At 64.2% G+C, this 20897-nt stretch carries 23 protein-coding genes; 20 read left to right on the top strand and 3 right to left on the bottom strand.

Annotated features, from left to right (window positions below):
* The first annotated feature begins 73 nt into the window (after nt 1-73).
* The 8 genes from ACZ5WT_RS11275 (at nt 74) to ACZ5WT_RS11240 (ending at nt 6290) form a co-directional block, all read left to right on the top strand.
* Nucleotides 74-1288, top strand: a complete 1215-nt coding sequence (locus tag ACZ5WT_RS11275; protein ID WP_464283887.1) for a YeeE/YedE family protein — start codon at nt 74-76, stop codon at nt 1286-1288.
* Nucleotides 1285-1650, top strand: a complete 366-nt coding sequence (locus ACZ5WT_RS11270; RefSeq protein ID WP_464283886.1) for a hypothetical protein — start codon at nt 1285-1287, stop codon at nt 1648-1650. The genes ACZ5WT_RS11275 and ACZ5WT_RS11270 overlap by 4 nt, the downstream gene beginning before the upstream one ends.
* On the top strand, nt 1650-2228 hold the full coding sequence (locus ACZ5WT_RS11265; RefSeq protein ID WP_464283885.1) for a DUF6969 family protein: 579 nt from the start codon (nt 1650-1652) through the stop codon (nt 2226-2228). Before ACZ5WT_RS11270 ends, ACZ5WT_RS11265 begins: the two co-directional genes overlap by 1 nt.
* Before the next feature lie 98 nt (nt 2229-2326).
* A complete protein-coding gene (locus tag ACZ5WT_RS11260; protein ID WP_464283884.1) occupies nt 2327-2737 on the top strand; it encodes a PqqD family protein in 411 nt (136 codons plus the stop codon).
* A gap of 7 nt (nt 2738-2744) precedes the next feature.
* Nucleotides 2745-3797, top strand: coding sequence for a serine kinase (locus ACZ5WT_RS11255; RefSeq protein WP_464283883.1), 1053 nt, complete (start codon nt 2745-2747; stop codon nt 3795-3797).
* The gene (locus ACZ5WT_RS11250) at nt 3794-4546 is read left to right on the top strand and encodes a glycosyltransferase family 2 protein (protein ID WP_464283882.1); all 753 of its coding nucleotides are present in this window, start codon (nt 3794-3796) and stop codon (nt 4544-4546) included. The genes ACZ5WT_RS11255 and ACZ5WT_RS11250 overlap by 4 nt, the downstream gene beginning before the upstream one ends.
* On the top strand, nt 4540-5217 hold the full coding sequence (locus tag ACZ5WT_RS11245) for a glycosyltransferase family 2 protein (protein WP_464283881.1): 678 nt from the start codon (nt 4540-4542) through the stop codon (nt 5215-5217). Before ACZ5WT_RS11250 ends, ACZ5WT_RS11245 begins: the two co-directional genes overlap by 7 nt.
* Nucleotides 5217-6290, top strand: coding sequence for a nucleotidyltransferase family protein (locus tag ACZ5WT_RS11240; protein WP_464283880.1), 1074 nt, complete (start codon nt 5217-5219; stop codon nt 6288-6290). The genes ACZ5WT_RS11245 and ACZ5WT_RS11240 overlap by 1 nt, the downstream gene beginning before the upstream one ends.
* 3 nt (nt 6291-6293) lie before the next feature.
* Here the strand turns inward: ACZ5WT_RS11240 and ACZ5WT_RS11235 are convergent, their stop codons facing one another.
* From ACZ5WT_RS11235 to ACZ5WT_RS11225, 3 genes are read right to left on the bottom strand one after another with little or no spacing between them, the layout of a single operon-like run.
* Nucleotides 6294-6782, bottom strand: a complete 489-nt coding sequence (locus ACZ5WT_RS11235; RefSeq protein ID WP_464283879.1) for a GAF domain-containing protein — start codon at nt 6780-6782, stop codon at nt 6294-6296.
* Between the two features lie 37 nt (nt 6783-6819).
* Nucleotides 6820-7983 carry a hypothetical protein gene (locus ACZ5WT_RS11230; protein ID WP_464283878.1) on the bottom strand — a complete coding sequence of 388 codons (1164 nt, stop codon included), beginning with the start codon at nt 7981-7983 and terminating at the stop codon, nt 6820-6822.
* A gap of 11 nt (nt 7984-7994) precedes the next feature.
* Nucleotides 7995-8975, bottom strand: coding sequence for an aldo/keto reductase (locus ACZ5WT_RS11225; protein WP_464283877.1), 981 nt, complete (start codon nt 8973-8975; stop codon nt 7995-7997).
* A gap of 207 nt (nt 8976-9182) precedes the next feature.
* Between ACZ5WT_RS11225 and ACZ5WT_RS11220 the strand changes: the two genes are divergently transcribed.
* The 12 genes from ACZ5WT_RS11220 (at nt 9183) to ACZ5WT_RS11165 (ending at nt 20870) form a co-directional block, all read left to right on the top strand.
* The gene (locus tag ACZ5WT_RS11220) at nt 9183-10238 is read left to right on the top strand and encodes a GntR family transcriptional regulator (protein WP_464283876.1); all 1056 of its coding nucleotides are present in this window, start codon (nt 9183-9185) and stop codon (nt 10236-10238) included.
* A 14-nt stretch (nt 10239-10252) separates the two neighbouring features.
* Entirely contained in the window at nt 10253-11791 is a 1539-nt protein-coding gene (locus ACZ5WT_RS11215) for an ABC transporter substrate-binding protein (RefSeq protein WP_464283875.1), read from the top strand.
* 66 nt (nt 11792-11857) lie between these two features.
* Nucleotides 11858-13030 carry a M24 family metallopeptidase gene (locus ACZ5WT_RS11210; RefSeq protein WP_464283874.1) on the top strand — a complete coding sequence of 391 codons (1173 nt, stop codon included), beginning with the start codon at nt 11858-11860 and terminating at the stop codon, nt 13028-13030.
* Between the two features lie 39 nt (nt 13031-13069).
* Nucleotides 13070-14050 carry an ABC transporter permease gene (locus ACZ5WT_RS11205; protein WP_464283873.1) on the top strand — a complete coding sequence of 327 codons (981 nt, stop codon included), beginning with the start codon at nt 13070-13072 and terminating at the stop codon, nt 14048-14050.
* 5 nt (nt 14051-14055) lie between these two features.
* On the top strand, nt 14056-14901 hold the full coding sequence (locus ACZ5WT_RS11200) for an ABC transporter permease (protein ID WP_464283872.1): 846 nt from the start codon (nt 14056-14058) through the stop codon (nt 14899-14901).
* 16 nt (nt 14902-14917) lie between these two features.
* On the top strand, nt 14918-15862 hold the full coding sequence (locus ACZ5WT_RS11195) for a succinylglutamate desuccinylase/aspartoacylase family protein (RefSeq protein WP_464283871.1): 945 nt from the start codon (nt 14918-14920) through the stop codon (nt 15860-15862).
* Between the two features lie 68 nt (nt 15863-15930).
* Complete coding sequence (locus tag ACZ5WT_RS11190) at nt 15931-16923, top strand: ABC transporter ATP-binding protein (RefSeq protein ID WP_464283870.1); 993 nt, start codon at nt 15931-15933, stop codon at nt 16921-16923.
* Nucleotides 16913-17887 carry an ABC transporter ATP-binding protein gene (locus tag ACZ5WT_RS11185; RefSeq protein WP_464283869.1) on the top strand — a complete coding sequence of 325 codons (975 nt, stop codon included), beginning with the start codon at nt 16913-16915 and terminating at the stop codon, nt 17885-17887. Before ACZ5WT_RS11190 ends, ACZ5WT_RS11185 begins: the two co-directional genes overlap by 11 nt.
* A gap of 22 nt (nt 17888-17909) precedes the next feature.
* Entirely contained in the window at nt 17910-19145 is a 1236-nt protein-coding gene (locus tag ACZ5WT_RS11180) for a metal-dependent hydrolase family protein (RefSeq protein ID WP_464283868.1), read from the top strand.
* Nucleotides 19146-19195: 50 nt separating this feature from the next.
* On the top strand, nt 19196-19576 hold the full coding sequence (locus ACZ5WT_RS11175; RefSeq protein ID WP_464283867.1) for a CidA/LrgA family protein: 381 nt from the start codon (nt 19196-19198) through the stop codon (nt 19574-19576).
* The gene (locus ACZ5WT_RS11170; RefSeq protein ID WP_464283866.1) at nt 19573-20298 is read left to right on the top strand and encodes an LrgB family protein; all 726 of its coding nucleotides are present in this window, start codon (nt 19573-19575) and stop codon (nt 20296-20298) included. Before ACZ5WT_RS11175 ends, ACZ5WT_RS11170 begins: the two co-directional genes overlap by 4 nt.
* 71 nt (nt 20299-20369) lie before the next feature.
* The gene (locus tag ACZ5WT_RS11165; RefSeq protein WP_464283865.1) at nt 20370-20870 is read left to right on the top strand and encodes a SixA phosphatase family protein; all 501 of its coding nucleotides are present in this window, start codon (nt 20370-20372) and stop codon (nt 20868-20870) included.
* Nucleotides 20871-20897: the final 27 nt, after the last annotated feature.

The following is a 20897-nucleotide window of genomic DNA, read 5'->3' as shown; positions in this document are numbered from 1 at the left end:
CTATTGAACGCACTCCGGGCACCGCGCTTACTGGCGTGGCCCGGAGTTTTCTCCATTCAGCGTCGACGGTTTCATGACTGATATTTCCATTTCCGCGCCAAAATACCTGCCGCCCGCCGTTGCGGACCGGGCACCGCTTTTGGTCACTGCGGCCTTTCTCATTCTCGGCTTTTTCATCATCACCTATCTGGTGGACCTGCGTCAGGGCGGGCTGTTCCTGATTGGCGGCGCGCTGGGCGCGACGCTCTATCACGGCTCGTTCGGCTTTACCGGCGGGTGGAAGCGCATGGTGGTCGAAAAACGCGGCCGCGGCATGCGGGCGCAAATGCTGACCATCGGCGTCGCCGCGCTGGCGATGATCCCGCTGGTGGCCGCCGGCAATATCGGCGGACAGGCCATGGTTGCTGCTGCTGGCCCCGTCGGGGTCTCGGTGCTGCTGGGCGCAGCCATATTTGGGCTGGGCATGCAGCTGGGCGGCGGCTGCGGCTCGGGCACCCTGTTTACGGTCGGGGGCGGTTCGGCGCGCATGCTGGTGACGCTGGCCTTCTTCATCGTCGGGGCGCTGATCGGCACCGCTCATCTGCCGTTCTGGCTGCAGCAGCCCAATCTTGGCGTGATCAGTATCGGCGCTGAACTCGGCACCGGCTTTGCCATCGCGGTGACCATTGCCGGACTGGCGCTGGTCGCGCTGGTGACGGCCCTGATCGAGAAGCGCGCCCACGGCAATATCGAGGCCGAGCCCGCACCGGCACGGCCCGGCTGGAGCTGGATCCTGCGTGGGCCGTGGCCGCTGGTCGGGGCTGGCCTGCTGCTGGCCATTCTCAACGTTGCGACGCTGCTGCTGGCCGGACATCCCTGGTCGATCACCTATGGGTTCGGACTTTGGGGCGCCAAGATCGCGCAGGCCGTTGGGGTCGACGTGGCGAGCTGGGAGTTCTGGACCTGGCCTGCCCAGGCACAGGCGCTCAACTCGAGCGTGCTGGCCGATACGGTTTCGGTGATGGATTTCGGCCTGGTGCTGGGGGCTGCGCTGGCGGCATCCATCGCGGGCAAGTTCGCACCCAAGGCCAAGCTGCCGATCGGCTCGCTGCTGGCCGCCGTGGTTGGCGGGCTGCTGATGGGCTATGGCGCGCGGCTGTCATTTGGCTGCAATATCGGCGCGCTGTTTTCCGGCATCGCCACGGGGAGCCTGCATGGCTGGCTATGGTTCGCGGCAGCATTTGTGGGCTCGTTCGGCGGTATCCTGCTGCGCCCGGTGTTTGGTCTTGATGGGTTTGCCAAGAAATGAGCGCACGCAATACGATCCTGTTCGGCGCCGTTCTGGCTGCGACCACTGCCGCCATCGCCTATGACACCATCGCCAATCCGGTGCCGCCGCGGCCGCAGGCCCAGGCCCAGACCGCTGTTGCGGGCGGATCGCCCTGCGCTGCGGGCGCGCCGGTGGTATCCACTGCGCCCTGCGCGGCTGGGGCCCCGCAATTGGCCGCGCCACCTCCGCCTCCGGCGACCCCGCCAGCGGCAAGCGGCCTGCGCGCGCCCCCGCCCCCGCCGGCTACGCCTCCTACCGCGCCAACCCTGAAGGCGGCGCCACCTCCGCCCGCCAGCAAGCCTGCTGGTGCTGAGGCTCCTGACCTGGCCGTGAGCGGCTGATGGCTGACGGAGCGCGGGAACGGGCCCTGAGTGAGATGGCCTTTTGCGAGGCGATTCTCGCCAAGGGCGGGCTCACCGTATTGAGCGAAACGCTTCGGGGCGTCGATAGTATCGGCGCCTTCGAGCATTATCCCGCGGGCGACGTGTTCGACCCCGCGAGCAGCAGCCAGTGGTACTATCACTGCCATCCCGCCGAGGAGGGCAGCGCCGAGCACGGGCACTTCCACTGCTTCGTGCGACCGCTGGGGCCGAGCGGGCCGATCCACCATCTGGCGGCGCTGGCCGTAAACCCGGATGGGCGGCTGGTACGCATCTTCACCGTCAATCAATGGGTGGTGGGCGACGACTGGGCCGATGCCGAGGCGACCATTGCCTTGCTGGGCCAGTTCGATATGCAGATGCCGCGGCCGTCCTACCTGGTCAATCGGTGGCTTACGACAGTCCTGACTGCCTACGAGACCGAGATTGCCCAGTTGATCCGCCAGCGCGACCGGGTTCTGGCGGCGCACCACCCCCTGGACGGTGGGGAAATCAGAGAGGATCGCGGGCTGGAAGTAACGTCAGAACTGCGGCTCTGACGCTCGCAAAAGACAATCTGCTGTTCTTCGATACTGGTTTGCCGGAATCGCTTCGCGAGTGATACGGAACATGCGTTTTATTATGTGCTAGCGATTTAATGACCAATACCTTTGCAGTCGGCTCTGTTGATGTTGCCGCAGAAGAATTTGATGGCGAGTTCGTGGTGCTCGACATCGCGCGCGGGCACTATTTCAGCCTCGCCAGCGGCAGTGCGCTGATCTGGCGAGGACTGACCGAGGGACATTCGACCGAGGCCCTGTGCGGCGAACTGGAAACGCCAGTTCGCGAGCAGGTTGAGAGCGTCGTGTCCTCGCTTGTCGAGTATGGCTTGCTGAAGGCTGCACCGCGTGAGCCGGGCACCGACATTGCCCCGATTGCCCAAGCCCTTGCCGTGGGCGAGCTGACGTTCGAGGTCGAGGTGTTCAACGACCTTGCGGACCTGCTCGTCGCTGATCCTATTCACGATGTGGACGAGGAGGCCGGCTGGCCACATCGGCCTGCGGGCTGACGGCGTCATGGCCTCGATTGGCATTAGCGACGCGACGGTCGTCGACTACGCGCACGGTCTGCTGGACCACGGTTCCGTCGCTGCGGAGCAAGTCGAACGCTTCAGCCTACCCGGTCTCGACCTGACGGCGACCCTTGCCAGCGAAGGATATGCCGCGCTGTGCCGGCAGGCGCTGGTCGATAGTCCCACCTATCGCGATGGCGGGCAAAGTCAGGTTGCGGTTGCCGTCATCGACCATTTGGCGCGGCCGGACATGCCGCAGGCGCATTGGAGCAGCCCGACCTTTGGCATTGGGGAATTCGTTCAGGGCCTAGAAGCCAGCGGTCTGGACGGGCTGTTCGATGCCACGCACACGATCTGGCAGTTCTTCTCGGCGAGCCGGGGCCAGGGCATCCAGACCTTGCAGGCCAGTGGCGCCTTTCCGCCCTGGGAGGCGAGCTTTCCGCTGAGGAACTTCCTCCATTGGAGCTATCAGGCGCAGGGCATGCGGCTGGTGCATGCGGCGACGCTGGGCCGAAATGGCCGCGGCGTGTTGCTGGCTGGTGCCGGTGGCGCTGGCAAATCCGGCACGACGCTGGCTGGAATATTGCACGGGCTGACCAGTGCCGGCGACGACTATGTGGCGATCGGGCTCGAGGGGCAGCAGGCGACGGCCTATCCCGTGATCAAGCTGATGAAGCAGGATCGCGCTGGCCTTGCGCGGTTGGGTATCGATCCGGTGGAGCGTGCGCTGGGCGAGCCAAACTGGCAGGGCAAGTATACGTTTGACTTCGAGGATCTCGTCAAAGGAGCGCGGGCGCGATCGCTGGCGCTATCAGGCATTCTGATCCCGCGCATTTCTGGTGTCAGCAAGTGCCGGATCTCACCGGCGCCGATGCGCGACGCGCTCTATGGCCTGCTACCCAACAATCTCCAGCAGCTGCCGGGCGGCCTGCGGCAGGGGCTGAGCTTTGTTGCGGCGCTCACCAGGGCATTGCCCGCCTACTATCTTGACCTGAGTTCGGAGCCCGAGGACATCGCCCAGACGATCTCGCAGTTTCTGGAGGAGTCCCGGCCATGAAGCTGGCAGTGATGATGGCAGCCTTCAACGCGGCCCCCTATATCGGCAATGCGCTGGCCTCGATCCTGACGCAGGAGCACGACGCCGAACTCGACATCATCGTCATCAACGATGGCTCGACCGACAAAACCGGCCAATTGGTTGCCGACATTGCGAAAGAGGCGCCGCAGATCCGGTTGATCGAGACGGCCAATCAGGGAGTCACGAGGGCCCGAAACGAGGCCCTCGCGGCGCTGGCGCCCGACACCGATTTCGTCACGTTTCTCGATGCGGATGATCTGGTGCCGGCTGGCCGATATGCCAGGGATCTGGCCCTATTCGCGACCAATCCAGACCTTCAGCTGATCTACGGAACGACGCAATTGTTCAGGGTGGCCGGGCCGGACCGCCTGTCGCCGGCGGCCGGCACGCCGACCGCCAGTGTGCGCGGGGTTCAGTTGGCTGCCGGGATGTATCGCCATGACCTCATCAAGAGAACCGGGGCCTTCGATACCCAGTTCAAGCAGGCCGAGGACATGGACTTCCTACTGCGCATGTTTGAAAGCGGCCCGCGCTATCAGGTGCGCGAGGACACCTGCCTCTTCTACCGGCGGCACGAGACCAATATGACCCATGACGCCGCGCAACTGCGGCGGGACTTCTCGCGGGCGCTGCTGCTTTCCATCCAGCGCCGCCGGAAGGGAAATCTGCCGCCGTTCCCGGCGGGACTGTTCGACACCAGGGACGTGGCAGGGAAAAGCGAATGGTAGTGCCCTATTCGGTGGTCATTCCGGTCTACAATGGCGCAGATACGATTGGCGCGGCCATTGCCTCCATTCTGGGGCAGAGCCTGCCGCCGAGTGCCATAGTGGTGGTGGATGATGGCTCGACTGACGAAACCGCGCGTGTTGTGCGGTCTCTGGCCGGACCGATCACCCTGCTGCAGCAGGACAATGCGGGCCCCGGCCCTGCCACGACGCTGGGCATTCAGCATGTCGAGACACCGCTGCTGGCGACGCTCGATGCGGACGATCTGTGGCTAGCGCACAAGATCGAGCGGCAAATGGCGGTGCTGGAAAGCACGCCAGACTGTGCCGCTGTGTTCGGCAAGCTGGCCAGTTTCCGCGATGACCCGGCCAGCGCCGACTTTGCTGGCGCCCGCGACGGCTGGTCCCGCTCCACCATGCTGGTGCGCTGTGATGCGGCCGTGCAGACGGGCGCGATTGCCGACCTGCCGGGGCGCGCGGGTGAAATGATCGACTGGTGGGCGCGCATGCGCGAGCGGGGGCATATCCTGACGATGCTGCCGGAAGTCCTGGCGCTGCGCCGCATTCGCCCGGGGAGCCTGACCCACGGCAATTCCGGTCTCGGCGGCGCCTATCTGCAGGTGGCACGCGCCGCGCTGGAACGGCGGCGGCAAAGCGCGAAAGGCGGCGCCTGATGGAGCGCGCGCCTGCGGCCCGCTTTCCAGCCTATGCCTGGGCCTGGCCGAAAGGCGGCCGCGACCTGCTGCTGCGGGCAGCAATTCTTCATGACTTGCACAGTGCCGGCCTGGCATTCGGCGCGTGGCTGGAGAGGCATGATCTCAACGATGTCACCTTTGCCGAGCAGCGCTTGCTGGTGGCGATCTCGGCGAGGCTGCCCGCCTCGGCAATGCCGGAAGCGGTGCGAACCCGCCTCAAGGGCGTCGAGAGGATGCTCTGGACCCATTCGACGCTGGTCCTGCAAGCCGCGGGCCCGGCGCTGCAGGTTCTGAGCGCGGCGCGCATTCCCGTCATGGTGCTCAAAGGCGCGGCGCGGGCGGTGATCGATCCGCGCGACGTGCGTGGGCGGTTTGCCAGCGATGTCGACCTGCTGGTGCCGCGCCGGCATTTTGAGGCGGCCTATGCCAGCTTGCGGTCGGCAGACTGGCAGCACAACCAGAAACGCGAGCCCGACCTGTCGCGGATAACCGGCATCAACCTCTATCGTGGTGCCCACGGCGATCTCGATCTGCACAAGTTTCCGCTGCACCAGCTCGCCCCTGGCGACGAGGATCAGTCGCCACTGTGGAACCGCGCGACGCAAGGCATGTTCCGCGGCCTGCCGGTGAGTGTGCCATCGCCAACGGACCGACTGCTGATGGCGATCGCCCATGGCGGCATTGACGGGCACCAGCATAGTGACTGGCTGGTCGATTGCGCCGCACTGATGAGCGGCGGCAGTGTGGACTGGGACCTGTTCGAGCGCCTCTGCGCCGAGCGGCAACTCGAGGCGCATGCAGGCCTCGCGCTGTCTTATCTCGTGGAGGCGCTGGGGATGGAGATGCCGCCCGACGCGCTGGCCCGTCTGCGGAGCACGGGGAGCAGGTCCACCTTTGAGCTTTGGTCAGCCCTTCTACAGGCCCACCCCAAGCGGGAGCACACCAGACTCGGCGCGCTGGGCCGGGGCGTCGCCCGCGGTCACCACCAGATCAGCAAGGCCTGGACCTTGGCTCGACTGGAGAGGCGCAACCGTGGGCGAGCAGTTCGCTAGAGGCTATTGCCGCGCGACCATGATAGCCAGCTTGGCCGGAATCGCGATGACGTCGCGGATCATCTGCACGCGCTCCGGCGTGAAGTGACCTTCCACGTTCAGCATGTTCACAACGGCGATCAGCGTGTCCCCGATGATGATCGGCATGTTGACGATCGACTGGCAGCCGAGCTCGTTGATGAGTTCGTGGTCGAACAGAACCTTGGCGATATCTTCGATCGTGTTGGCGATGAAGAACGCGCGCTGCTTGTGCACGATATCAAACCAGGGGCCGTAATTGAGCGGCTTGGTGCCCGATGTCGGGTAGCTGACGGGGTCACTGGTGTAAGCGCGGCGGGAGAGTTCATTCTCCATGTCGACGATCATCACCGTGAACAGCTTGGCGCCGACGGTCGCCTGCACGAAGGCCTGGAGAGCCTCGTAGGCCTCGGGGCCCTTGGCCGTGGCGATCGCTGCATCGAACCTGGCGATGGCGTCTGAATGGTCGGTCATTGGTCGATCCTTGTCGGAATATTCAGGTCGGCAGCGGCTAGGCCCAGTACTTCCGCAGCGTGGTGGGTGTGTGCATGTTGCCGTAGAGATAGGCCCAGAATTCGGCCCGACGCTCGGTCGGCACCGTCTTCCAGACGTCGTGGACTGCCATGTCGCCACCGTAATAGGCATAGACGAACGGTGCCCGCAGATTGTGACTGAGGAAGGCGAGGCGCGAACGGGCGGTTACCGGGTCCTGCAGGGCCTTGTCGGCCATGACGGGGACGATCTCATCGAGGGTCATGCCCTGCGCGTGCATCATCCAGGCGGCATTGCAGCGCATGGCGCTGCGCAGACGCTGCAGGGCGACGCCCAGCTCGTCCTCGGGGCCGTTGACCCAATCGAGGAAGAACATGCCGTTGTCGGCAATGCCCTCGAACAGCGCACTGCTCGCCGAACTCGTCACCACCTGGGCGCCATCAAGCGGCATCTTGCCCTCGGCGACATAGCGTTCGCGCAGGTTCATATGCACCAGGTGCCCCGGGAACACTTCATGGGTTGCCAGGTGCTTCAGGGAGAAGCGCGTGTAGGGGAAATCGAGATTCAGCAGAACCTTGCGCGTCGGGTAATCGCAATAGGCCGAGAACGGCACTGCCGTGACGCCCTCGGGCTCCATCCACTCGTGCGACATGGGATACATGGTCGCCGTGACCCGCTCGCGGCCCTCAAGAATCAGGCCCTTGAGTTCGGCGAGAACGGCTTCCTTGGGGATGCGCGCCTGGACTTCCCAGCGGTTGAAGTCTTCCGCGAGGCTCCCGCCGGCATAGCCAAGCTCATCGAGCTTTTCGCGAATGGTCTGGCGGTAGCCTTCCAACTCGCTGTCCGGCACGAGCTGGGTCGTCACCCGGATCTGCCGGGCAACCCGGTCGACAAAGCTGATCGGCTTTTCCTCGAACGTGGTCACCAGCGCCAGCAGCGAGTCGATCATTTCGGCGACATAGTCGCGACGCAACGGGCTTTCCGCCTCGGCGGCATTGCGCACCGCCAGGGATTCGAGCCGCGCACGGGCTTCGGCATAGTCGCGCAGTTTGATCGGTTCGACCTCGGCCATGGCGACCGGAATCAGGCCTTCCTTGTCCAGAAAGCCGTCGCTGCGGGGCGTATTGCGGTAGAGCGCGTCGATACCGGCCGTCAGGCCTGCGAGTTCATTGCCAATCAGCATGGCCAAAGCTCCTAGAGGTGACCGGCAACCGGCTTGGGATGGTAGGGGGCTTCCATCAGCGCCACGTCTTCGTCGCTGAGTTTGACCTCGAGCGCTGCGATGGCATCATCGAACTGATGCAGCTTGGAAATACCGACGATCGGCGCGGTGATGCCCGGACGGCTGGCGACCCAGGCATAGGCGATCTGCGCCGGCGGACGGCCATGGCGTTCGGCCACGGTGCGCACGGCGGCGACCACGGCATCGTCTTGCTCCTTGGAGCGGTCATAGAGCGCGCTGGCGGTCTTGTCGGTCTGCGAACGGGTGGTGGCGCTGGCGGCTTCATCGCCACGTCCGGCGAGACGGCCACGCGCGAGTGGGCTCCACGGAATGACGCCAATGCCCTCTTCGCGGCAGAGCGGCAGCATTTCGCGCTCTTCCTCGCGATAGATCAGGTTGTAGTGCGGCTGCATCGACACGAACGGCGCCCAGCCATTGGCGCGCTGCATGCCGAGCGCCTTCATGAACTGCCAGGCGTGCATCGAGGAGGCGCCGAGATAGCGCACCTTGCCGGCGCGAACGACGTCGTTGAGGGCGTCGAGAGTCTCTTCCAGCGGGGTTTCGTAGTCGAAGCGATGCAACTGGTAGAGGTCGATATAGTCGGTTCCCAGGCGCTTCAGGCTGCCATCGACTGCCTCAAAAATGTGCTTGCGCGACAGGCCCCGGTCGTTGGGATCAGCGCTCATGGGATTATAGAGCTTGGTAGCGAGCACAAGCTTGTGCCGCGCGATCGGCGACAGAACGCGCCCGACGACTTCCTCGCTGGCGCCGCCCGAATACATGTCAGCCAGATCAAAGAAGTTTATCCCCAGATCGACCGCCTTTTCGATGATCGGGCGCGACGCTTCCTCATCGAGCACCCAGGGCGCCCACTTGGACGAGCCGAAGGTCATGCAGCCCAGAGCCAGGCGCGAGATTTTGAGGCCAGTGCGACCTAGGTTGCTATATTCCATTAGAACACCTTCTGGGATTTCGATCGGGAGAAGTCGTCGATCTGATTGGCGGGCCTAGGCTTTTTGCTGCCATATGAGCCTGATTTTTATGCATTTCTGCATAGATTTTCAGCGAATGCAAACGCTGTACAAAAAAACCTCAACCCCTATTGCGCTCTGAGAACCAGCTGTTACGGTTGAGGTGTACTGACATGGTAGAACACATACATGTTCCCGATTGACGCTTCCAGTATTGATAAGTCGCTGCCCGTCCCCGTGGGTACTCAGCTGCATGGTCTGCTGAGCTACACGCTGGCCTTTGGCGATCTGCCATACGGCACGAAGCTGCAATCTGTGCGTCAGCTGGCCGCCGAGCTGGGCATCGCCCCCATGACGGTCAGCCAGGTCTACCAGCAGCTCCGCGATGAGGGGCTGATCGAGATGCGTCAGGGGCTCGGTGCGTTCATTGCCCGCGAACGCGTGGGCACCACCGACCAGGACCAGCCGATCAATGCTCTGCGCGGCGATATCGAAAAGATCATCAGCAAGGCCGAGACGCTGGGTGTGTCACCCATGGCGCTGGTCTCGATGATCAATGCCCAGGCCCATCTGCGCCGCCCGAGCGTCGGGCTGAACCTGGTCTTCGTCTGCATTTTCGAGGGACCGGGCCGCGACTATGTCGAGCAGATCCGCCCCACGCTCAGCGTCAATGACAATATCCGACTGGTAACCCTGGATGCCATCAAGGCGCCCGGCCCCCAGCGCGATGCCTGCCTCGCCGCCGATCTGGTGCTGACCTTCCTGCATCGCGAGGGCGAGGTGCGCACCATTACCGGCCTCAACAACGTGCTGGGCCTGCGGTTCATCCCGTCCCAACGCACGCGGCAGAGCCTGGCCGGGCTCGATCCGCGCATGCGGGTGGCGGCCGTCACCCACTTCCAGGAATACATCGCGATCATGCGCCCCGGCGTGCGCGAATTTGCCCCTCACATCACTGACGTGCGCGTCACCTGGTCATCGTCGCCCGACCTGCAGGACGTTCTGGGTGCCTGCGACGTGGTGATCTACGCCACCGGCGCCGACCACATCGCCGACCTCGTTCGGGCCAATGTGCAGTGTTTCGAATATCGCCACGCGCCCGATCCGGGTGCGCTGGAAACGACCTTGGCGCCACACCTGACCGCATTGCGGCAACGACGCATCGCACAGGAGAGCGGCGTCGACGGGTCTGTCACCAATGCAACGGCAGGGCTGGCAAACCAGCCTGCCGACAAAACAATCTAAGCAAGGGAATGGGAATGAAGAATTTTCTTTTGACGACCAGCGCCATCGTGGCGTTGAGCTTTATGCCGGCTGTTGCCATTGCGCAGGACACCCCTACCCTTGTCATCGGCGCTGACGTCGATGCCGGTACGCTCGACCCGCGCCTGACCCGCGACAGCACCGCCTCGCGCACGGCCGACCTGATCTATTCGGGCCTGGTTCACATCACCCCCTCGCTGGAAGCCGTGCCTGACCTGGCCGAAAGCTGGGAGAATCCCGATCCGACCACGTTCATTTTCAAGCTGCGCGAAGGCCTCACCTTCTCGGATGGCTCGCCGCTGACCGCCGATGACGTGGTGTATACCTTCACCACCATCACCAACCCCGATTTCAACGCTCCGCAGCGCGCGCTCTATTCGCCGATCTCGGCCGTTGAAGCCGTCGATGCCCAGACCGTCAAGTTCACGCTGAGCGCTCCCTATGCGCCGCTGCTGAGCTATCTCGATATCGGCATCGTGCCCAAGGCACTGGTCGAAGGCGGCACCGATATCGCGCTGAACCCGGTCGGCGCCGGCCCGATGAAGATGGTGTCGTGGAACCGCGGCAGCGAAATCGTGCTCGAGGCCAATGATAGCTACTGGCGCGGCGCTCCCGAAGTCGAGAAGGTGGTCTTCAAGGTCATCGGTGACAACTCGGCTCGCGCCCAGGCGTTCGAGTCGGGCGATCTGGATGTCATCCAGTCGCCGCTGTCGCCCCAGGATATCGAGCGCCTCAAGAATGATGACCGCTTCGGCAACGTCATCATGGCTGGCCTGGGTGTGAACTACCTGAACTTCAACACCAAGGATCCGATGCTGGCCGATCCAAAGATGCGCCAGGCTTTCGCGATGCTGGTTGATCAGGACACCATCGTTGGCGACATCTACCAGGGCGTTGACCAGGTCACCCACTCGCTGCTGCTGCCCTCTTCCTGGGCCTATACCGACACCATCTCGCAGCCGACCTTCGACGTAGATGGCGCGGTCGCCCTGTTCAACGAACTGGGCTGGTCCGACAGCAATGGCGACGGCATCCTCGACAAGGATGGCGCAGACCTGGCCATCACCATCGCCACCCACAGCGAAGACCCGAACCGCGTGCAGACCGTTGAGTTCATGCAGGCGATCTTCGAAATGGCTGGCGTCAAGGCAACCGCCCAGATCACCGACTGGCCGTCGTTCTCGACCAACTACGTGCAGGCCGGCAAGCACCAGATCGCCGTGCTCGGCTGGCTCAACATCGTTGACCCGGACCGCCTGATGTTCGCTCAGTTCACCACTGGTGGCCCGAGCAACTGGAGCGGCTATTCCAACCCAGAGGTTGATGCGCTGCTGCAGGAAGGCCGTTCCACGCTGAATCAGGCCGATCGCGTCACCGCCTACCAGAAGGCTGCGACGATCCTGGCCGAAGAGCTGCCCTACTACGTCACCTCGGCTCAGGGCTACCAGATGTTCTACGCCAAGGATCTCCCGGTTGAGCAGGTCCAGGCGACCCCGCGCGGCAACCTGCGCGGCCTGATCGGGTTCACCGACTAATCACTCGATCTCCGGCCGGCGCACACTGCGCCGGCCGGTACTTCCGCCTGTTTCAAGGACATCGTCATGACTTTTTCGCAGCGCCTCAGCGCCGATTATTATGCTTCGGTCCATCGCGACATTCGCGCCCGCATGGCCGAGAGCGGCGTGGATGTGCTGCTGCTCGATTCCAATGACGACGTCATCTACACGACCGGTTTTTCGCACTACACCACCGAGCGCCCGGTGGTCTTCGCGCTGACCCAGACCGATGCCTATCTGCTGGTGCCCGAGCTGGAGCGCCACCATGCGCTCGTGCAGAATATGGCGGCCGAGTTAGTGGTCTATTTCGAGTTTCCCGGCCGCGACCGGCCGTTTTCCGTGCTGGCGCGCACCCTGGGCGACATCAAGGGCGTCGTCGCCCATTCCCCCGGCATCTCGTTTGGCCGCGTCCCCCAGATCGCAGCCGCCTTCCCCAATGCGACGGTGCAGGCTTCCGGCATTGTTGGGCAGATGCGCCTGACCAAGCGCCCCGAGGAGCTGGTACTGCAGCGCGAAGCCGCGCGCATCTCCGATTCCATGGTGGCCGCCGGCGTCGCGCTGATCAGCGAATCCCTGCGCACCGGCAGCCTGATGCCGACCGAGATCGAAATCGAATCCCACATCATCCGCCATGCGCTGGACACCATGTATCGCGAGCATGAGGACGTCATGCTGGTGCAGGGCACCGCTGGCGGTCTCGTCTATTCCGGCCAGCGCTCGGCCTTCCCGCACGGCATGCCCACCGGCCATCGCCCGCAGCGCGGCGAGAGCATGATCCTGTCGCTCGGTTGCCGCGTCGGCGGCCGCGCCGCCGAAAGCGAGCGCACCTTCATTCTGGGCGAACCCAGCGCCGAACAGGAAAAGTTCTATAACGTCGCGCAAGAGGCCCAGGCCATGGGCACCGCTGGCCTCGTCGCCGGCGCCACCTGCGCCTCGGTCGATGATCGCGCCCTCGCCTTCATCCGCGAGTCCGGCATGGGCGAATATTGCCTGCATCGCGTCGGCCACGGCATGGGCGTGATGTTCCACGAAGCCCCCTGGGTCGAAGGCGGTGATGACACCGTGCTGGTGCCCGGCATGGTCTGCTCGTCCGAACCGGCTCTCTATGTGCCCGGGCTCGGCGGTTTCCGCCTCGCCGATACGGTGCTGGTCACCGAGAACGGCCCCGAGAGCCTGACCCAATTCCCGCGCAAGCTCGATGAGATCGTGATTGCCTGACCCGATGAACCCTCACACCGATAGAAAGGAGTCGACGCAATGGTAGCCTATGTCCTCCGCCGACTTCTGCTGCTTATTCCCATGGCCATCGGCATGGTGGTCGTCACGTTCGGCCTTCTGCTGCTGATCCCGGGCGATCCGGCCGCCGTGCTGCTTGGCCAGGACGCCACGCCCGAGGCCATTCTCAACCTTCGCAATGCGCTGGGGCTCAATGACCCCTGGTACATTCGCCTCTGGGACTATTTCGCCGGGCTGCTGCAGGGCGATATGGGCCGGTCGATCTTCCAGAACCAGCCGGTCTCCGAAATCATCATGGGCCGTCTTGGCGCCACGATCGAGCTTGCCGTGATTGCATTGCTGCTGGCCACCATTATCGGCGTGACTTTGGGCGTTGTCGCCGCGGTGCGCCAAGGGTCGTGGATCGATACGCTCACCATGCTGTTCGCGCAGCTCGGCGTTTCCATGCCCGTTTATTGGCTCGGCCTGCTGCTGATGCTGCTGTTTGCGGTGCAGCTGGGCTGGCTCCCGGCCATCGGTCGCGGCGTGCCATTGCATGAAGCGCTGCTGGCTGCCGTCACCGGCCGCCCCCAGGTGCTCTGGGACTCGCTGACCCATCTGGCCCTGCCCGCACTGGCGCTGGCTGCCAATTCGGCCGCCATCATCTCGCGCCTGGTGCGCGCCTCCATGCTCGAAGTGCTGCGCGAGGACTTCGTCCGCACTGCCTATGCCAAGGGCCTGCGCCGTGGCCGCGTGGTCGTCCGCCATGCCCTGCGCAATGCCCTACTGCCCGTACTCAGCATCATCGGCCTGCGCTTCGGCGCCCTCCTGGGCGGCGCGGTGATCACCGAGTCGATCTTTGCCTGGCCGGGCCTTGGCCAATTGACCATCGCCGCCATCTCGCAGCGCGACCTGCCGCTCATCCAGGGCATCGTGCTGACCTTTGCCATCGTCTTCGCGCTGGTCAACCTGGTGGTCGATCTTCTCTATGCAGCGGTTGATCCGCGCATCCGGCTCGGGTGATCTCCATGCGTCTGCCAAAAGCTCTCCAGAACACCTCCCTCGTTGTCGGGCTGGTGATCTCCCTCACCATCATACTGCTCGCCGTCTTCGCCCCCTATGTGGCGACCCATGGCGTCGAGCAGATGGATATGCGCAACCGCTTTGCCGGCCCCACGATGGAGCATTGGCTGGGCACCGACAATTTCGGCCGCGATCTCTGGTCCCGTCTGGTGTTCGGCGCCCGCATCTCGCTGACCATCGCCATCATCTCGGTGGTTTGCTCGGCTGTCATCGGCACTGTTGTGGGGCTGGTCGCCGGCTTCTTTGGCGGCTGGGTCGACCAGATCCTGATGCGCATCACCGACGTGTTCCTCGGCTTCCCGGCCATCGTGCTGGCCCTGGCCATCGTCGCCGTGCTCGGACCTGGCGTGCTCAACGTCTCCTTCGCCATCATCGTGGTGGCCTGGACGGAATATGCCCGTGTCGTGCGCTCCACGACCCTGGTGCTGCGCGAACAGAATTACGTGCAGGCGGCGCGCGCCCTCGGCGCCAGCCCCATCCGCATCATTTTCAAGGAAGTGCTGCCCAACGCGCTCGGCCCGATCATCGTGCTGGCCTCGCTGGGCTTGGGCACCGCGATCATCTCGGAATCGGCGCTGAGCTTCCTCGGCTTCGGCCTGCCGCCACCGACCCCAACTTGGGGCTGGACGCTCGCCTACGGCACCAAGTTCATGCGCGACGCGCCGTGGCTCTCCATCATTTCGGGCGCGACCATCATGGTCACCGTGCTCGGCTTCAATCTCCTGGGCGACGGCCTGAGGGACGTTCTCGATCCACGCCAGCTGTCACGCGGCGGGGCCAAGGCCAAATAAACTAAGGAACTTCGCTATGGTAAAATCCATCAACCAGCTTCGCCCCAAGTTCACCACCAATGCCGATGGCAGCGATGGCGTGCTGTATATCCACGAGCTGGTCGGCGAACAGGACGGCCCCACGATCGGCATTTCCGCCTCGATCCACGGCAATGAGAACACGGGCTCGCAGGCAATTCTCGAGCTGTTCCACATCCTCAAGGACATGCCGCTGAAGGGCCGCATCCTGCTGCTGCCGGTGGCCAACCCGCAGGCCTTTGCCGTCAACGAGCGCTTCAACACGATCGACAAGGTCGACCTCAACCGCCAGTTCCCTGGCAGCCCGACCGGCACCTATAGCCAGCAGCTGGCCCATGCGCTGACCGAGCAGTATTTCAACGTCATCGACGTTCATATCGACCTGCACAGCGGCACCGATCGCCCGACCGTGGACTATGTCTACATCTGGAACGACGAAGAGCTGTCGCGCTCGTTCGGCTCCAAGCTGCTCTACCGCCCGGTCGAGAACAAGCAGGGCACCGTGTTCGGCGGCACCACCAAGTCGGTGACCATCGACAAGCGCAACATCCCCGTTGCGGTGATCGAACTGGGTGGCGGCATCGTCGACCAGACCCCCTATATCAAGCGCACCGTTGACGGCGTGCTCAACATGCTGCGCCAGAAGGGCGTGATCCCCGGCGAAATGCTGCCGCATCCCAAGCAGATCGTCGTCACCGAGCTGGCCGGCGTGCGTCCGAGCCAGGGCGGCTGGATCGAGACCCTGGCTCCGGCCAATGGTGAAGTCATCACCGGCGATCAGCTGCTGGGCCGCGTTGTCAGCCCGTACAATTTCGAAGTCCTCGAAGAGATCAAGACCCCGTTCGCCAACGGCGTGATGATCATGCAGCACCTGACGCGCAACGTCGTTCAGAGCGGCGACTATGCCTACATGGTCGGCAATCTCGAAGGCGCAACCGACTAAATTAGCGAGTCCAGTCGGGCTCCCCCAAGAGGCCCGGCTTTTCGGAGACGATGGTAATGAGTGAAACAATGAACGGTACCCAAGCACCGGTTCTGCAAGTCTCGGATCTCGGAATCGAGATCAAAGGGGCTAACGGCTCATTCGCCGTCGTCTCCGACATCAGCTTGTCCGTGCATGCGGGCGAGACCCTGTGCATTGTCGGCGAAAGCGGCTGCGGCAAGTCGATGACGGCGCTGGCACTGCTGCGCCTGCTGCCTGAGGCGGCCAATGTCACATCCGGCAAGATCATGATCGATGGCGTCGATTTCCTCGGCATGAGTCAGCGTCAGGTCGAGGACTTCCGCGGCGAGAAGATCGCCATGATCTTCCAGGAGCCCCTGACCGCGCTCAATCCGGTGATCAAGATCGGCGAGCAGATCGCCGAAGCCGTCCGCCAGCATCGCAAATGCTCGCGCAAGCAGGCCGACGAACGCGCCATCGAGGCGCTGCAGCTGGTTCAGATGCCCGACCCTGCCCGTCGGGCGGGGCAATATCCGCACGAACTTTCGGGCGGCATGCGTCAGCGCGCCATGATTGCCCTGGCCCTGGCCTGCGATCCCAAGATCATCATTGCCGACGAGCCGACCACCGCTCTGGACGTGACCATCCAGGCGCAGATCCTGGGCCTGATCTCGGATCTGCAAAAGCGCCTCGGCACCGCGCAGATCCTCATCACCCACGATCTCGGCGTCGTCTCGGAAGTCGCTGACCGCGTCATCGTGATGTATGCCGGCCGCAAGGTCGAGGAAGCCAGCATCTTCGATCTCTTCGATCGCCCCCTTCACCCCTATACGGTTGGGCTGATGGGCGCCGTGCCGCGTCCGGGTGCGTCAAGCGAGGCCGGTGACCGGCTGGCCGACATTTCCGGCACGGTCCCTCCCCTCTGGAACCTGCCCAAGGGCTGCGCCTTTGCCCCGCGCTGCCCCAATGCCTCGGCACGCTGCCTTGAGGAACGTCCACCCTTTGAAGAAAAACGGCCGGGCCATTGGGCCGCCTGCTGGGAGCACAATGATGCAGCCTGATAGCGCACCGCTCTTGAGCGTCGACAATCTGGAAGTTCACTTCCCCATCCGCGCCGGCGTGTTCCAGCGTCAGGTGGGGGCGGTCAAGGCCGTCGATGGCGTCAGCTTCACGCTCGGGCGTGGCGAAACCCTCAGCCTTGTCGGTGAAAGCGGTTGCGGCAAGTCGACCACCGGACTGGCCCTGATGGGCCTGGTCAAGCCGACCGGCGGCAATGTCAATTTCGACGGCCAGGCTATCCGCGGCTTCGATCGTGCTGCGCTCAAGAGCTATCGCCGCCGCATGCAGATCGTGTTCCAGGACCCGTTCTCCTCGCTCAATCCGCGCCAACGGGTCCGCGACATCATCCGCGCCCCGCTCGACATCCATAAGGTGGGCACCCCCGCCGAGCGCCGCGACCGCGTCGCCGAACTGATGGAGCGCGTGGGCCTGCGTCCCGATCAGGCCGACAACTTTCCGCACCAGTTTTCCGGTGGCCAGCGCCAGCGCATCGGCATTGCCAGGGCCCTCGCTCTCAAGCCCGACGTCATCGTCTGCGACGAGCCCGTCTCGGCGCTCGACGTGTCGGTGCAGGCGCAGATCCTCAACCTGCTGAGCGACCTGCAGCGCGATCTGGGTGTCTCTTACCTGGCCGTTTCGCACGACCTGGGCGTGGTCGAATACATCTCGCATCGCGTCGCGGTCATGTATCTCGGCCGCATTGTCGAGATCGCGCCCAAGGCCAAGATCTTCGCCATGCCGACCCACCCCTATACCGAACTGCTGATGCGCTCGGCGCCGTCACTCGACCCGCGCAACCGCCACCAGTTCAGCGCCAACAACGACGATATCCCCAGTGCGACCAAGAAGCCCTCGGGCTGCGCCTTCCACACACGTTGCCCGCTGGCGACTGACGTTTGCAAGAGCGTCGACCCCGAGCTGACCGAGCGCGCCGATGGCCGGCTTGTCGCCTGCCACAACAAGTAACTTCGAGATTTCAGGACCGACTATGACTTCGAGCTATCTCTTCACCGGCGGCCGCATTCTCGATGCCGAGGCAGGCGCACTGCGCGATGGCCTCGACGTGCTGGTGACGGGCGACCGCATCGTCGCGGTCGGCAATTCGGTCGACGCCCCCTCCGACACGATCGAAGTCGCCCTCGGCGGCCGCACCCTGATGCCCGGCCTGATCGATTGCCATGTGCACGTCGTCGCCGAAACGCTCGATCTATGGGGCAACATGATCGCCCCCTCCTCGCTGGCTGCCCTCCGTTCGGCGCGGGTGATGAACGAAGCGCTGCTGCGCGGCTTCACCACTCTGCGCGATCTCGGCGGTGCCGATCACGGTCTCGTCCGCGGCGTCGAGGAAGGTCTGATTACCGGTCCGCGCCTCGTCATCTGCGGCAAGGGCCTGACCACCACTGGCGGTCATGCCGACCTGCGCAAGCGCACCGATGACCGCCCAGGCCTGTTCTCGGATCGCACCGGCTCGATGGGCCTGATCGTCGATGGAGTGGACAATGTCCGCGCCGCCTGCCGCACCCTGATCAAGGAAGGTGCCCATTTCATCAAGGTGATGGCCAATGGCGGCGTCTCATCGCCCAATGACCCGATCCACTCGATCCAGTATTCGCGCGACGAAATCCTCGCCATGGTCGAGGAAGCCGACAATGCTGGCCTCTATGTCTCGGCGCACGTCTATACCGACAAGGCCATCGGCCGCTGCGTCGAGCTGGGCGTGCATTCGCTTGAGCACTGCAACCTGATCGAGCCCGAGACCGCCCGCGCCGCCGCTGCCAAGGGCTGCATCGCCGTGCCGACCCTTGTCGCCTATGACGCGCTAGCCATCGAGGGCGAAGCGCTGGGCCTTGGTGCTGCCGAATTCGCCAAGATCGAAACCGTCCGCAGTGGCGGCCTGCGCTCGCTCGAAGTGATGCGCGACGCCGGACTGCCCATGGCGTTCGGCTCTGACCTGCTGGGCGAGCTGCGCAAGTATCACTGCATGGAATTCGAGATCCTGGCCCGCGTGCTCACCAATGCGGAGATCATCCGCTCCGCGACCACTATCGGTGCCCGCCTGTGCCGTCTGGAAGGCGAAGCCGGGGTAATTGCCGCCGGTGCCTCGGCCGACATTCTGGTCGTCGATGGCGATCCGCTCGCCGATATCACCCTGCTGCAGGGCGATGGTGCCCACCTCTCGGCGATCATGGCACGTGGCCAATTCGCCAAGCACCGGTTGAACTGATCCGCCTCGACCCGCAAAACTAGACCAACGCATTCCCTTTGTGAGTCGCGATGCTTTTCGGACTGTTCGTCCTGCTGGCCTGCCAGCTCGCCGGTGAGGTGATCGCCCGCGGGCTGGCCCTGCCCGTCCCCGGCCCGGTTATCGGCATTGTGCTGCTTTTCATCCTGCTGGTCATTCACGGGCGACTGAAGCAGCCCGAGCGCGCCGAGCAGGGCGACGTCGCCAAGGCGGCCGATGGACTGCTGGCCAATCTGGGCCTGGTGTTCATTCCGGCCGGCGTTGGCATCTCGCAGCACTACCAGCTCATCTTCGACAACGGCATCGCCCTGATCGCGGCGCTGGTCGTCTCCACCGTGCTGACGCTAATCGTCACCGTAGGGGTATTCCGCGGCGTCAGCCGTCTCGTTAGCCGGAGCGGGAGCCAGTCATGACCGAAGCCGCACCATTCAATCTCTGGGTCTATCTCGCCGCCACTCCCCTGCTGTGGCTGACCCTGACCATTGGCGTCTTTCTCGCGGCTCAGCGGCTTGCCCGGCTGAGCGGCTATCATACGCTGGTCAATCCGGTGCTGATCACCATCGTGCTTGTCGTCATCGTGCTGCAGCTGACCGGCACGAGCTACGACACCTATTTCGATGGTGCGCAGTTCATCCATTTCATCCTGGGCCCAGCCACCGTAGCACTGGCCGTGCCGCTCTATCGCAGCCGAAAGCTGGTGCGCGCCTCGGCGCTGCCCATCCTCGCCGCGCTGGCAATCGGTGCGCCCTTTGCCATGCTCTCGGCCACCGGCATTGCTGCTCTGCTGGGCGCCGCTCAACCGATCGTGCTGGCGCTCGTGCCCAAATCGGTCACTGCCGGCATCGCTGTTGGCATCGCCGGCGAGATTGGCGGCGAACCCGCGCTCACCGCCGTTCTGGTTATCGCCACCGGCATTCTGGGCGCTGTTATCGTTACCCCGCTGATGAACGCCCTCAAGATTACCGACTATGCTGCACGCGGCTTTGCGGCGGGCCTGACCTCGCACGGCATCGGCACGGCAAGGGCATTCCAGGTCGATCAGGTTGCCGGAACTTTCGCCGGGCTCGCCATGGCGCTCAATGGCCTGGTGACTGCCTTCGTGGCCGCATTGATGGTCAAGTATCTCGGGCTCTGACGCTGCCGCGCGCGAGCGCGCCATGCTGGCGTCGGCATGCAACTTCGGAGGACTGCGGGATGCGTCGGCTCATGCTTCTGCGCCATGCGAAATCGGACCACCCCGCGGGCGTTGCAGACCACGACCGGCAACTCACCGCGCGCGGCCGCCGCGATAGTTCGGCCATGGGCAGATATATGGCCGAGGAAGGTCTCGTGCCCGATCTGGCGATCGTCTCGACTGCCCGCCGGACACAGGAAACCTGGGAGCTCGTTGACGCGGCCCTAGGCAGAGATGTGCTCCGGCACGACGAACGGCGCATTTACGAAGCGTCGACCAGTTCCCTACTGGCCGTCATCAACGAGGCCGATCCCCAGGTCGCCTCATTGCTTCTTGTCGGGCACAATCCGGGCATCCATGCCCTCGCACTCAGGTTGACTGGGCCGGGCGGACACCCCGACCAGAACCAACTCCAGCAGTTCCCCACCGCCGGGCTTGTCGTCATCGACTTCGACACCGAGAGCTGGAGCGACGTCACCACATCCTTCGGCAAGCTCGAGCGATTTGTGCAACCGAAGCCCGACCTCGACTAAGGCGCAGCGGCGGCGCTTCGGGCATCC

Source organism: Devosia sp. T2-14 (assembly GCF_055397495.1).
Note: the sequence above shows the minus strand (reverse complement) of the source record. Positions and strands in the feature narration are given on the sequence as shown.

Bases quoted from the DNA above. Each gene is read 5' to 3' on its own strand.
- ACZ5WT_RS11275 (WP_464283887.1), top strand. From the start codon at position 74: ATGACTGATATTTCCATTTCCGCGCCAAAATACCTGCCGCCCGCCGTT.
- ACZ5WT_RS11270 (WP_464283886.1), top strand. From the start codon at position 1,285: ATGAGCGCACGCAATACGATCCTGTTCGGCGCCGTTCTGGCTGCGACC.
- ACZ5WT_RS11265 (WP_464283885.1), top strand. From the start codon at position 1,650: ATGGCTGACGGAGCGCGGGAACGGGCCCTGAGTGAGATGGCCTTTTGC.
- ACZ5WT_RS11260 (WP_464283884.1), top strand. From the start codon at position 2,327: ATGACCAATACCTTTGCAGTCGGCTCTGTTGATGTTGCCGCAGAAGAA.
- ACZ5WT_RS11255 (WP_464283883.1), top strand. From the start codon at position 2,745: ATGGCCTCGATTGGCATTAGCGACGCGACGGTCGTCGACTACGCGCAC.
- ACZ5WT_RS11250 (WP_464283882.1), top strand. From the start codon at position 3,794: ATGAAGCTGGCAGTGATGATGGCAGCCTTCAACGCGGCCCCCTATATC.
- ACZ5WT_RS11245 (WP_464283881.1), top strand. From the start codon at position 4,540: ATGGTAGTGCCCTATTCGGTGGTCATTCCGGTCTACAATGGCGCAGAT.
- ACZ5WT_RS11240 (WP_464283880.1), top strand. From the start codon at position 5,217: ATGGAGCGCGCGCCTGCGGCCCGCTTTCCAGCCTATGCCTGGGCCTGG.
- ACZ5WT_RS11235 (WP_464283879.1), bottom strand. From the start codon at position 6,782: ATGACCGACCATTCAGACGCCATCGCCAGGTTCGATGCAGCGATCGCC.
- ACZ5WT_RS11230 (WP_464283878.1), bottom strand. From the start codon at position 7,983: ATGCTGATTGGCAATGAACTCGCAGGCCTGACGGCCGGTATCGACGCG.
- ACZ5WT_RS11225 (WP_464283877.1), bottom strand. From the start codon at position 8,975: ATGGAATATAGCAACCTAGGTCGCACTGGCCTCAAAATCTCGCGCCTG.
- ACZ5WT_RS11220 (WP_464283876.1), top strand. From the start codon at position 9,183: ATGTTCCCGATTGACGCTTCCAGTATTGATAAGTCGCTGCCCGTCCCC.
- ACZ5WT_RS11215 (WP_464283875.1), top strand. From the start codon at position 10,253: ATGAAGAATTTTCTTTTGACGACCAGCGCCATCGTGGCGTTGAGCTTT.
- ACZ5WT_RS11210 (WP_464283874.1), top strand. From the start codon at position 11,858: ATGACTTTTTCGCAGCGCCTCAGCGCCGATTATTATGCTTCGGTCCAT.
- ACZ5WT_RS11205 (WP_464283873.1), top strand. From the start codon at position 13,070: ATGGTAGCCTATGTCCTCCGCCGACTTCTGCTGCTTATTCCCATGGCC.
- ACZ5WT_RS11200 (WP_464283872.1), top strand. From the start codon at position 14,056: ATGCGTCTGCCAAAAGCTCTCCAGAACACCTCCCTCGTTGTCGGGCTG.
- ACZ5WT_RS11195 (WP_464283871.1), top strand. From the start codon at position 14,918: ATGGTAAAATCCATCAACCAGCTTCGCCCCAAGTTCACCACCAATGCC.
- ACZ5WT_RS11190 (WP_464283870.1), top strand. From the start codon at position 15,931: ATGAACGGTACCCAAGCACCGGTTCTGCAAGTCTCGGATCTCGGAATC.
- ACZ5WT_RS11185 (WP_464283869.1), top strand. From the start codon at position 16,913: ATGCAGCCTGATAGCGCACCGCTCTTGAGCGTCGACAATCTGGAAGTT.
- ACZ5WT_RS11180 (WP_464283868.1), top strand. From the start codon at position 17,910: ATGACTTCGAGCTATCTCTTCACCGGCGGCCGCATTCTCGATGCCGAG.
- ACZ5WT_RS11175 (WP_464283867.1), top strand. From the start codon at position 19,196: ATGCTTTTCGGACTGTTCGTCCTGCTGGCCTGCCAGCTCGCCGGTGAG.
- ACZ5WT_RS11170 (WP_464283866.1), top strand. From the start codon at position 19,573: ATGACCGAAGCCGCACCATTCAATCTCTGGGTCTATCTCGCCGCCACT.
- ACZ5WT_RS11165 (WP_464283865.1), top strand. From the start codon at position 20,370: ATGCTTCTGCGCCATGCGAAATCGGACCACCCCGCGGGCGTTGCAGAC.